Origin of the sequence: uncultured Shewanella sp. (genome assembly GCF_947491715.1) — a bacterium.
Lineage (GTDB): Bacteria > Pseudomonadota > Gammaproteobacteria > Enterobacterales > Shewanellaceae > Shewanella.
This window is the reverse complement of record NZ_CANLKR010000006.1, coordinates 136,274-147,224: the sequence shown is the minus strand read 5'-3', so window position 1 is coordinate 147,224 and position 10,951 is coordinate 136,274. Positions and strand designations below refer to the sequence as shown.

Annotated in this window: 12 protein-coding genes; 10 read left to right on the top strand and 2 right to left on the bottom strand. The window is 38.1% G+C overall.

What is annotated here, in order from left to right; genetic code table 11:
• The 10 genes from Q0779_RS07470 to Q0779_RS07425 all read left to right on the top strand — a co-directional run.
• A partial coding sequence (locus Q0779_RS07470; protein WP_298771156.1) for an Ig-like domain-containing protein occupies window positions 1-2,019 on the top strand: 2,019 nt, incomplete at its 5' end.
• A 217-nt stretch (window positions 2,020-2,236) separates the two neighbouring features.
• Entirely contained in the window at window positions 2,237-3,292 is a 1,056-nt protein-coding gene (locus Q0779_RS07465) for an outer membrane beta-barrel protein (protein WP_298771154.1), read from the top strand.
• 31 nt (window positions 3,293-3,323) lie between these two features.
• Window positions 3,324-3,917, top strand: a complete 594-nt coding sequence (locus Q0779_RS07460) for a hypothetical protein (RefSeq protein ID WP_298771152.1) — start codon at window positions 3,324-3,326, stop codon at window positions 3,915-3,917.
• The gene (locus Q0779_RS07455) at window positions 3,904-6,135 is read left to right on the top strand and encodes a hypothetical protein (RefSeq protein ID WP_298771150.1); all 2,232 of its coding nucleotides are present in this window, start codon (window positions 3,904-3,906) and stop codon (window positions 6,133-6,135) included. Before Q0779_RS07460 ends, Q0779_RS07455 begins: the two co-directional genes overlap by 14 nt.
• The gene (locus Q0779_RS07450; protein WP_298771148.1) at window positions 6,132-6,464 is read left to right on the top strand and encodes a hypothetical protein; all 333 of its coding nucleotides are present in this window, start codon (window positions 6,132-6,134) and stop codon (window positions 6,462-6,464) included. Before Q0779_RS07455 ends, Q0779_RS07450 begins: the two co-directional genes overlap by 4 nt.
• Window positions 6,461-6,718 (top strand): hypothetical protein, encoded by a 258-nt coding sequence (locus tag Q0779_RS07445; protein ID WP_298771146.1) that lies wholly within the window; start codon window positions 6,461-6,463, stop codon window positions 6,716-6,718. Before Q0779_RS07450 ends, Q0779_RS07445 begins: the two co-directional genes overlap by 4 nt.
• Window positions 6,711-7,346, top strand: a complete 636-nt coding sequence (locus Q0779_RS07440) for a MotA/TolQ/ExbB proton channel family protein (RefSeq protein WP_298771144.1) — start codon at window positions 6,711-6,713, stop codon at window positions 7,344-7,346. The genes Q0779_RS07445 and Q0779_RS07440 overlap by 8 nt, the downstream gene beginning before the upstream one ends.
• A gap of 10 nt (window positions 7,347-7,356) precedes the next feature.
• Window positions 7,357-7,830, top strand: a complete 474-nt coding sequence (locus Q0779_RS07435; RefSeq protein ID WP_298771142.1) for a biopolymer transporter ExbD — start codon at window positions 7,357-7,359, stop codon at window positions 7,828-7,830.
• 2 nt (window positions 7,831-7,832) lie between these two features.
• Window positions 7,833-8,282 carry a biopolymer transporter ExbD gene (locus Q0779_RS07430; RefSeq protein WP_298771140.1) on the top strand — a complete coding sequence of 150 codons (450 nt, stop codon included), beginning with the start codon at window positions 7,833-7,835 and terminating at the stop codon, window positions 8,280-8,282.
• 28 nt (window positions 8,283-8,310) lie between these two features.
• Complete coding sequence (locus Q0779_RS07425) at window positions 8,311-9,168, top strand: hypothetical protein (RefSeq protein WP_298771138.1); 858 nt, start codon at window positions 8,311-8,313, stop codon at window positions 9,166-9,168.
• Window positions 9,169-9,470: 302 nt separating this feature from the next.
• Here Q0779_RS07425 and narI read toward each other — a convergent pair whose 3' ends face one another.
• A complete protein-coding gene (gene narI / locus Q0779_RS07420; protein WP_298771136.1) occupies window positions 9,471-10,166 on the bottom strand; it encodes a respiratory nitrate reductase subunit gamma in 696 nt (231 codons plus the stop codon).
• Between the two features lie 2 nt (window positions 10,167-10,168).
• Window positions 10,169-10,951 (bottom strand): nitrate reductase molybdenum cofactor assembly chaperone, encoded by a 783-nt coding sequence (narJ, locus tag Q0779_RS07415; protein ID WP_298771134.1) that lies wholly within the window; start codon window positions 10,949-10,951, stop codon window positions 10,169-10,171.

Here is a 10,951-nt window from a genome sequence, read left to right as displayed (position 1 = left end):
AGTGACGGCTCCACAGCCGATATCACCAGCTCTGTTAGCTGGCTTTCAGATGATACGTCGGTGGTAACGGTGACCACCGCGGGCCTGCTGACTGCAGTGACTACGGGTAGTGCAACAGTGACTGCCATCCTAGATAACATTAGCAGTAATGACAGCAGCGTGACCATCAGTGATGCCGGCCTGACGGATATTCAAATCACCCCTGCAAGTATTGCTCTCAATAAGGGAAATACTCAGCAATTAACCGCCACAGGCACCTACAGTGACGGCACCTCAGCGGATATCACCAGCTCTGTTAACTGGCTTTCAGATGATATGTCGACGGCAACAGTGACCACCGCAGGCCTGCTGACTGCAGAGGCGGTGGGTAGTACAGTAGTCTCTGCCACTCTCGATAGCATTAGCAGTAATGACAGCAGCGTGACGGTTAGTACAGCCACACTGACTGCCATTCAAATCACCCCAGCTAGTGTCACGCTCAGCAAAGGAAATACTCAGCAATTAACCGCTACAGGCACCTACAGTGACGGCACCACAGCGGATATCACCAGCTCTGTTAGCTGGCTTTCAGATGACACGTCGGTGGCAACGGTGACCACCGCGGGCCTGCTGACTGCAGTGACTACGGGTAGTGCAACAGTGACTGCCATCTTAGATAACATTAGCAGTAATGACAGCAGCGTGACTGTCAGTGACGCCACACTGACTGCCATTCAAATCACCCCTGCAAGTATTGCTCTCAATAAGGGAAATACTCAGCAATTAACCGCCACAGGCACCTACAGTGACGGCACCTCAGCGGATATCACCAGCTCTGTTAACTGGCTTTCAGATGATATGTCGACGGCAACAGTGACCACCGCAGGCCTGCTGACTGCAGAGGCGGTGGGTAGTACAGTAGTCTCTGCCACTCTCGATAGCATTAGCAGTAATGACAGCAGCGTGACGGTTAGTACAGCCACACTGACTGCCATTCAAATCACCCCAGCTAGTGTCACGCTCAGCAAAGGAAATACTCAGCAATTAACCGCTACAGGCACCTACAGTGACGGCACCACAGCGGATATCACCAGCTCTGTTAGCTGGCTTTCAGATGACACGTCGGTGGCAACGGTGACCACCGCGGGCCTGCTAACTGGAGAGGCTACGGGTAGCACAACAGTGTCTGCCACTCTCGATAGCATTAGCAGTAATGACAGCAGTGTTGTCGTCAATGATGCCGTGCTAACGTCCATTCAAATTACCCCTGAAAGTGTTACGCTCAATAAGGGGAATACTCAGCAATTAACCACCACAGGCACTTACAGTGACGGCACCTCAGCGGATATTACCAGCTTAGTTAGCTGGCATTCAGATGATATGTCAGTGGCAACAGTGACCCCCACTGGCTTGCTCACAGGAGAGGCGACGGGTAGCACAACAGTGTCTGCCACTCTCGATAGCATTAGCAGTAATGACAGCAGTGTTGTCGTCAATGATGCCGTACTAACGTCCATTCAAATCACCCCTGCAAGTATCACGCTCAATAAGGGCAATACTCAGCAATTAACCGCCACAGGCACATACAGTGACGGTACCACAGCCGATATAACCAGCGCTGTGAGCTGGGTTTCTGATGACATGTCGACGGCAGCGGTGACCAGCACCGGTCTACTTACCGGAGAGGAGGTTGGTAGCACAACAGTGTCTGCCACCCTAGATAGTATTAGCAGTAGTAGCGGTGTTGTCGTCAATGCTGCCGTGTTAATTTCCATGTATGTTACTCCTGAAAACGGCAGTGTCTATTACTGGGGGGGCTCTTCGATACAATTAACCGTAATTGGTACATACAGTGACGGTAGCACGGCCAATTTAACCCAAAACATGACATGGGGTTCGGACAGCGACAATCCAAGTAATATATATATAACCAGTAGTGGCGAGCTATATTCAGCAAGCACTAATAATGTAGTAATAGTTATTTATGCTTTAAAGGAAAAGATCCAATCTAATGACGTTACAATCTACAACAACCCTTAAAAATCAAGGTGTAAAATGTTGTAATTCATGAGGTTGAGGGGGTGATTTTCATTCAAATTATCCCTGTAAGTGTAACGTTTAATAAGGGAGATATCAGCGACTTTACCAACTGGTATTAAAGCTATACGTCTGCGGTAAACGTCGCTGATAAAAGTGTAGAAAATACAGTTTTTTGAAAACGAAACAGTGAAGGGTTTGTTAGTAGATGAGTAATATAATGATAGAAAATAACATATTAATAAAAAAAATAATGACCCACAGTAAGCATTTTTTAGGTGTAAATATTACTTCGTTGAAGAAGGTTATTTATGTTGCATTGTTGCTTCTATTCTCTGTCGCTATTCATGCTCAACAAGCTGATGATTTTTATATTGGTTTAGATGCTGGGGTTTCAAAGGGTGATAGTGGTTGTCTTGGCATTCAAGGGAGCTGTGATTCGATGAATGGAGTAAATCAACTTTCTTTAGGGTACAACATTTCTCCTTGGTTATCTGCTGAAAGTGGTTTCATCATTTATTGGCCTAAAACTTATAATAATGGTCAAGGTTCATCAGCTGTACAAGGCTTCAATTTTGCTGCCAAATTTGATTACGAACTCCCTTATAATTTATCTTTATATTCTAAAGTTGGTGGCGTTTTTTGGAGCAGTAAATATGATGGTTACTTACTCAATTACACTAAAACGGGGCTAGCTCCTTTTATTAATACTGGTGTTACATATAAGCTGACAAATGATTTTACGTTTAGATTAGGGGTTCAGTATACCAGCGGGATAGGAGGCGCTGGAGTTAATGATACAAGTTTGATGTTTGGTTTTGTGAAAATGTTTGGTGCTAATCAAGCAAAGTTGACGCCTAAAGTTCCTATTCTCAGTGATGAGGATATTGATGACACCATTAAAGCACTTCGTGCTCAAAGTTTGAGAAATACACAAGCAAGTTCAGCGGTTATCGATTCATATGGCTTGAGTAAAACAAGTTCAGAGCTTTATATTGATGAATATGATTCATTAGTTTATAAAAAAATTACATTCATCGTTAATGGAATTGAAACGAGTTTACCGTTAAAAAATAATTATGCGAAAACGGCTTTTATGTTTCCTAAAGGTGAGTATAACGTCAAAATAAAAATAGATGCTATATCGCCATCGGGTCAAAATGTTTCTCTTAAAGATAGTGTGCAATTAACGCTTTATCAGTCACAAGGGATGAGCTTTTTTATACAAGTAGAAAAGACATTGTTTGGAGAAAAGTTAAATGTGCAAGCTTATTAATCAATTTATAATGATGTGTTTGTGCATTATGATGTTCCCTATTCAAGTGATGGCTGCTGGTGATGAAGTATGGCTTAAATATGATGGATACATACCTAATGAACTTTTTAATGAAAAGGCATTTGAATTAAGTCCTCTACTTAATGATGAGAATCATCGCTATATCACAGCGGATGAAAAAGGGTTCAATTTTGATTATATTCGTGATCTTTATATTAAATCTTCACAAGGTAAAATTTTAACGAGTGAAGAAATTAAAGGCGCGGTAAGTGAACTCAAGTCCGATCTCCATGAGCGTGAGGTACTTTATAAAGCGATTAATAATGGCACGATAGATATACCGAACAAATTCTCTAGTATTGAATTGCAATACAAGTACAAGCAATATAAGTACATTCATGCTTTTTCTCTTGAAAATACTCGAGAGAAAAAAATAACAAAACAATTAAGTCAGTTTAAAGTAAGTGCAGAACTTATTCATTTGAATAAGCAGCTGAAAATTCAGTCTGAAAATATAGAGCGGGCCACAAAAGCCATTGAAGCATCTCTATCAAAAGATATTAAATTAGAAAAAAGTTTAATACATTATTTTCAAAGTGTGGGAGAGAGTAATGAAAAAAAATAACAATAGATTACTTTTATCTATATTCTTATCATTACTTTCTTTTCAAGTATTTTCACAGGATAGTCCTGTTTTATATACAGAATATAAAAGTGTATTAGAAGGAAAAAAAGAGCCTCAATCAGAGTGGTTTTCACGTAAAGATATTCCAGCTGATCGACTGGTGAATATCATTATTCATCAAGAAAAAACGATTTCAAAGGACAATATTGATACTTTTATAAAAAATATAGATTTATTGTTAGAACAGAAGCGAATGGCTTCATTTACTCCAATTCTTAAACGTACAAAAATCAATGCGCTTATTATAAGCGGTCGCTATGAAGAAGCGCTGCGTCTTATTGGCACAGGAACTGATGAATATCAACTTGCTAAAATCAGAACATTGATGATGTTAGGTCGATATGATGAAGCATTATTCAGTTACAATAAAATTCCAGCATCACAGTGGTCAAAAAATGAAAAGTCGCTGATTAAATTCGGAAAAGAATTTTTATTTTTGGGGCACATTGCAAGAGTCAATTTAGCAATTCCAATGCAGATGCAACAAACGTTTTCTAATGAAGTGATCAAAATTTACCTTTCTTTCAATAGTTATAGGCAAGCTTATGCAGAGTATAAGTTTATGACCTCAAAATCTTTGACTGTAGAAAGTAAGCGTGAACATTTAGCGTTTAATATGAACTTTGCTCACAAACACAAATTATATCTGGAAGAAGTAGAGTCTATAGAAAGTTATTTAAAAACCTTCAATGATACTAATCCCGTGACATTAAAAGATATCACTTTAGTGAATAATAGCACCAATACGTTAGTTCGCTTGCGCTATGAGTTAAGTGGATATAATTCATTATCATTTGCATATATTGAACCTTATTTATTGGCTCAATCTCAAGCTGCAAAAATAGATGTTAAATCACGTGAAGTGTATCTTAAAAATCGAATAATGTTAAGTAAAGAAAATAAGGACTTGTCTTATTTTTCAGATATTACTGAATTAGCCGTTTTGATGAAAAATAAGTCCATTATTGTTTCAAAATTTGATAAAAAGCGTCTTTCTCCTCAAATTCAAGAATTATTATTGAAAGGATATTTTTCTATACCAATGCCAGATGATATGGATGTTTATATGGCTTCTGCTTATTTACCTTTCATTGACAAGTGTAGTGATGTTCAATCGCTTCAACTCGTTAGAGCGTTGAAAGGGGATTATTTTGTAAATAACAATCAATTAAATAAGGCGTATTCGTGCTTTAAAGACATTGAATGGAATGCTATCAAACTCCCGAATAAGTTAAAAAGTGCATTGGTGAAAGAGCAGCTTCAGGTTCGATATTTATATGCAAAGCAACATAATGATATACCTAATGTTATAGCATTATCTATGCAGTCAAAAGATGGAGATATGGTTTTTGATGCAACAAAGATCTTAATTGAAAACAGTGCAAAGTCTGTTGACTTAAATAAAGTGGATAGCGCAATAACCCAAGGGTGGATGACAAAAGCACAGATTGACGTAGTGAATGAAATGGTTCTGGCTGATTTACGTAATAGTGGTAATAGAGAAGCATTAAAAACGCGTTTGTTGAAGTCTGAGAACAAACATGCTTTTGAGTTGGCTTGGCTTTACGCTGAAGATGATAATCATCAGAAAGCGATTACATATATAGTCAAAGGATTAACGTTTAATAAATCAGTGGATAGCTTTACAGAAGTGAAAGCGATTCGATATTTAGACAGTTATTATAACGACATACCAACAAAAGATCGGCAAGGTTTATCTTCACTTCGAACTCGCTATTCATCTATCAATTACCTGTTTAAGTTACAGAAAATTGAGAGCACCTTGGCGCCAGGATTTCAGCTTTCGAATAGAAAAGTCATTGCCCAAGTTAAGTCTCTTTTAGCCCATTATAAAACAGTGATGAAAGCACTCAGTAGACCAATGAAAAGGGCCAATGAAACGACGAAGTTATATTTGGAGATGGAGTCGACCATATTGCTCTCTCAACAGTTAAACGCCCTTTCACAACAAACTGAAAATACAAAACTGAGCATAACTTTAAATAAACAAGTGACAAAATTTAGGCAAAAACTGAAGGTTATTTATCAGCAAATTATATCTGAAAAACAGCAGGATATTTATGATATCAGGATATTGAAAGCGTTTCAGTTTCAGCTTCAGCTTCAGCTACAATTGGAAAAAGGTAAAACGTCATGAGAAAAGCACTGTTATATACCTGTCTTTTTGTTAGTACCTTGAGTAGTTGCAGCTCATCTTCTTCTTTGTCGCCAGAAAGCACACCCACTGAAAAAAAGTCGTGCATAGACACCGTTGAGCAGATTGATGCTAAAAGTGCACCTTATCAATATATCGCGACTTTTGAGCATTGTAATGAACATAAAAGTGATCCTCTTATACAAGAGTATATTTTTTCACTCATAACAATTGGTGCTTTTGAAAAGCTGAACTCACCCAGTTTACTTAATGGTAATGCGTCAGATGAACAGAAAAAATATTGGCAAGCATTGTTAAAGGATAATTTATGAAGAGATTTATTCTACTTTTGGCATTGGTATTTAGTCTGAGTGTTTTTGCTAATCAGGATCAGAAAAAGTCGATAGAGTCCCCTAAAGAAAAAGACAATATTAATCAGACTGTTTTCTTTTCAGGTGCGCTTTCTATGGATAATGACATTAAAAGTTATTTACCCGTAAATAAATTAATAGAGATCCATGATAAATCGGATCCTATTTTAATTAACTTCATTAACAGTAAAATTAGGTGGGAAAACAATGATTGATACTTTTATGACTTTCTTTAAAGATGGCGGCGTATTCATGTATCCAATTGCAATAATTGGAGCTGTGGGGGTCGGCGTTGTTATTGAAAGGCTTATTTCATTGATAATGCATAGTCAACAAATTACAGAATCGACAGGTGTATTTGAGAAAAAAATGAGTAATAATAAAGGGGAAGCCTTAAAGTCGTTAGAGGGAGGAAAGTCTTTATTATCATCGACTTTGTCTGAAGCAGTTAAATCTTATCAGTCTCACCCTGTGTCTAAAGAAGAGTTTGAAGAATTGGTTGGAATTAAAGCTGTTCATTCACTGCGTCGATTAACGCGACGCACAACAGTGATATCCACTTTGGCTAATGTGGCCACATTATTAGGACTGCTTGGGACTATTTTTGGTCTTATTCAAAGCTTTGCTTCTGTTGCAGAAGCGGCTGCGGAAGATAAATCAGCGATGTTATCGGCATCAGTTTCTATTGCGATGAACACGACAGCCTTTGGTCTGATGGTGGCTATTCCCTTATTATTAGTTTTCCTTTTTGTTGATAATCTTTCGAATAAAACACTGGAACATCTTCAAGTTGGCTGCGCAACGGTGATTAATAGACTTTATTCTGCTCAGCATAATATTTAAGGTATGACCAATGAAACTAAAGTCATTATTTGGACGTGCAATCCCAGGGAGTAAAGAGCCAGAAGAGTTGGACATCACACCTTTTATGAGCCTGATGATAGTGCTTATTCCAGTGCTGTTAATTAGTTTGAAGTTCACTTTACTGGCTAATTACGATATCAGTAATAATACACCACCTCAAAATGTGACCAAACAAAAATCAAATACTGACAAGAAAATGATTTTGTATCGCTTATTGGTAAAAAAAGATAAAGCACTTTTACAACAAAATAGTCGCATATTATTCGAGGTGGGTATAGAAGATAAGGATGCTATTGAACATCAGTTATTAAACCTACTTGAAAATCAAAAAGCAAAACCTTCTATCGTACTGGATATAGAATCGGATCATTCTTATCAAACCATAGTGAATTTGTTGGATATGTTGAATCAACATGGTGATAAGTTCAGTTCAATTTCACTATCAGTAAAGGAAGGTTTATAAACATGTTAAACACTAATCAGTTTACGATTAAACCTGAGCGAGCAACTAAGAAAGCTGGGATAAGTTTAGTTGCTTTAATGGATATCTTTACCGTGCTTGTTTTTTTTCTGATTTTTAACGTCCATGAGGAACAAGCACTACAAATAAAGAATGTAAAGGATTTACCCGTCTCTTCCGTGATGAAAGACATGGATTCGCTAAAGAAAAAAAATATTGCAGTGCTTGAGGTTATTGATAGAAGAAAGGCTTTTTTGAATGACAAAGAGTTGGACATGACAATGGGGTTAACTGTTATAAAAGAACACTTTCAGAATCTCTGCAATGAAACTCAATGTCCGGCTTTGGCAATAGAAGCACCTAAAGCAATGAGTTACCCGTTTATAAACCAGTTTGTCAATATGGGCTATGAGATTGGCTTTAATGGTGTGTTTTTAATCGTCAGTCAACAGTGATATAAAATTGTAAAAGAGATTAACATAGATGCAAATACAGAGTGAAGATCGTGAAAATGTTCTCTTATTATGTTTACTAATAGCCTTAGGATTGATCTTATGTATTTTTTTTTATAGTGTTGCGCAATATAAAGTGCCTGAAATAAAAAAGAAACCAGTTCAGAAAACTCATCTTAAGTTAGTAGTCATTCCCAAACCTAAGCCTGAGGTAAGACCCGAAATCAAGCCTAAGCCTAAGCCTAAACCTAAACCTAAACCTAAGCCTAAACCTAAGCCTAAACCTAAGCCCAAACCTAAGGCTCAACCTAAAGCTGTGGCCACAGCTAAGGTGAAACCAATGGCAAAGCCAGTTCAAACTGATGAAAGTGTGAGTGATTTATTTGATGATTCACTATTTAATACCAATGAAGATAAATTACCTAAACAGGCGCTTAAAGCTAATAAAAAAGAGGTTATTAGTTCCGCAACGTCTACTGGGGCTGGCGAGGTGACTATCAAAAGCTCTAAAAATTTAATTAATGAAGCGTTAACAGATGAGCCAATGACTAAGTCGACAGTCGATGTTGATATATCGAATAAAAATTCATCCGTTGATTCAGAAAAGTACTTATTAGATCTTGCGGAGAAACAAATTGCAGAGCTTATAGCAAGTAAGAAAAGCTCAATCTTAAAATTGATAAAAGCTAACGAAATGAACCAAGTAACGCTTTCATTTGATTTTCAGCTTAAGAAAGGTAAGATTATGCAAGTATATATCAGCAAAGTCTCATCGACTAAGGCACTTTCTGATTTTCGAAAATTATTTAAAGGACAGCGTATTAAAGTTGCATATTCTGGTGTTATTGAGCATACAATAATAGTGAAAAACATTACTGGGCAATTTTAACACGTAATGAAAATCTCAAAAGGTTACCCTCGTGATTGATAGCCTAGACTGGATCTGTTCCAGCCTAGGCTTTACTGCAACTATAAACCATGGTTATTAAATAAATATCAATGCGGATGAAATTGCTATTTTTGCCCATATCCAATATGATTCTCGGATAGAGCACTCAATATGCCTGCATAAGTCATTGCAACAAGTTATTTTCGTTTGAAGATACGCCAGCACACCATTGAAGCGAATATTGGTAATATCAGGCGATGCTTCGTTTTCATCGGCTCCGTTTTAGTCTTTTGCATTAGCCTTCATCCTTTAGTACGAGCAAGCTTACGCACAATTTGATAGCGCCGCGTAAAATATCCAACTGGAACACTCCATATATGCACCAAGCGGCTAAAAGGAAACAACAAAAATAATGTCATCCCGAGTAGGATATGGAGTTTATAGATCAAGCCTACTGAAGTAATTGAAACGGCCGCTTCAATAGGATCGAAAGTGACAATATTTTGCGCCCAGCCCATCATCTTATACATGTCCACACCATCTAAATGGGCAAAAGAGAATAAAATACTGATGAGCCCAAGTAATAACTGTACAAAAATAAGCACTAAAATTAGAATATCCATACGAGTACTAGTGGCTCGTACTCTAGGGTTCGTTAAACGCCGTTTCAATAAAATCGTCAGCCCGTATAAACTAATTAATCCAAAGAAGCCGCCCGCCCCCATAGCAACGAGTTGTTTGATAGGCGCAGTGACACCAAGAGCATCCCAAACTTGATGTGGTGTCAGTAACCCGACAAAATGACCCACCAGCACTGCAATAATCCCAACATGAAACGCCACACTGCCTTTTTTAATCCCTTTACCCTCAAGCATTTGGCTCGAACCTGTCTTCCAAGTATATTGATCTATGTCATAACGCAGCCCACTACCCAACACGAACACAGTGAAGGCAATATAAGGATAAAGTCCAAACAATAATGTATTAATATAATCCATGACTAGTGTCCTCCTGCTGTTTTTGTTGCGTTATTTTTCTTGGTCGAACTTGTTATTGAATCGCCGTCCGTGTTTTTCAAAATAGGATCCATTAAGTGAATGGGCACCTCTTGATCTCGCCTTTGATTATCACTGGGTTTATGATTAGATGTGCCACAAGCAGTACTATTTGCCTCGGCGCCAAATGTCACCATTTCCTCTTCCCACACTTTATCGATGGCCTCAGGCGTATCATCCCTGACCTCCCCCTTTACTTGCTTGATTAAATCATTGAAATCGATTTCAGCTTTTGCCAAATTCACTAAGGCTGTAAACAAACAAGCATAATCATTCTCCCGCTCTACTAACCTCACTTGCAATAACGCTAAAATATGCGACACATCTTGTAGCCACAAACGTGCATTTTTTTCCCCCTGAGTCGACAAAAACTCCAAAAATAAAGGAATGTGATCCGGTAACTCACGCACACCAATCGCTAATCCTGCCTGCTTATATTGTGTCATTAAATCAATCATGGCTTGACCACGATCACGACTCTCACCGTGAAGGTGTTCAAATAACAGTAAAGACAGTGATCGCCCACGTTCAAACAAGGCGTCATAATCAGACTGCCAATCAAGTAAAGGCATTTGCATACGCGAAACAATAAACTGATCAATCGCTTCTTTATCTACAGTATTTAAGCTATCGTCCTCTTGAATAAGACGCCGTATTAGCGACTGCTCATCGCAAAGGGCTTGCGTAGGATAATCGATTAAATGAGAAATCAGGGTTAATACATTCAT

Excerpts from the sequence above, each read along its gene's own strand:
- Q0779_RS07465 (WP_298771154.1), top strand. The coding sequence starts at position 2,237 with ATGATAGAAAATAACATATTAATAAAAAAAATAATGACCCACAGTAAG.
- Q0779_RS07460 (WP_298771152.1), top strand. The coding sequence starts at position 3,324 with ATGTTCCCTATTCAAGTGATGGCTGCTGGTGATGAAGTATGGCTTAAA.
- Q0779_RS07455 (WP_298771150.1), top strand. The coding sequence starts at position 3,904 with ATGAAAAAAAATAACAATAGATTACTTTTATCTATATTCTTATCATTA.
- Q0779_RS07450 (WP_298771148.1), top strand. The coding sequence starts at position 6,132 with ATGAGAAAAGCACTGTTATATACCTGTCTTTTTGTTAGTACCTTGAGT.
- Q0779_RS07445 (WP_298771146.1), top strand. The coding sequence starts at position 6,461 with ATGAAGAGATTTATTCTACTTTTGGCATTGGTATTTAGTCTGAGTGTT.
- Q0779_RS07440 (WP_298771144.1), top strand. The coding sequence starts at position 6,711 with ATGATTGATACTTTTATGACTTTCTTTAAAGATGGCGGCGTATTCATG.
- Q0779_RS07435 (WP_298771142.1), top strand. The coding sequence starts at position 7,357 with ATGAAACTAAAGTCATTATTTGGACGTGCAATCCCAGGGAGTAAAGAG.
- Q0779_RS07430 (WP_298771140.1), top strand. The coding sequence starts at position 7,833 with ATGTTAAACACTAATCAGTTTACGATTAAACCTGAGCGAGCAACTAAG.
- Q0779_RS07425 (WP_298771138.1), top strand. The coding sequence starts at position 8,311 with ATGCAAATACAGAGTGAAGATCGTGAAAATGTTCTCTTATTATGTTTA.
- narI (WP_298771136.1), bottom strand. The coding sequence starts at position 10,166 with ATGGATTATATTAATACATTATTGTTTGGACTTTATCCTTATATTGCC.
- narJ (WP_298771134.1), bottom strand. The coding sequence starts at position 10,951 with ATGAATGTATTAACCCTGATTTCTCATTTAATCGATTATCCTACGCAA.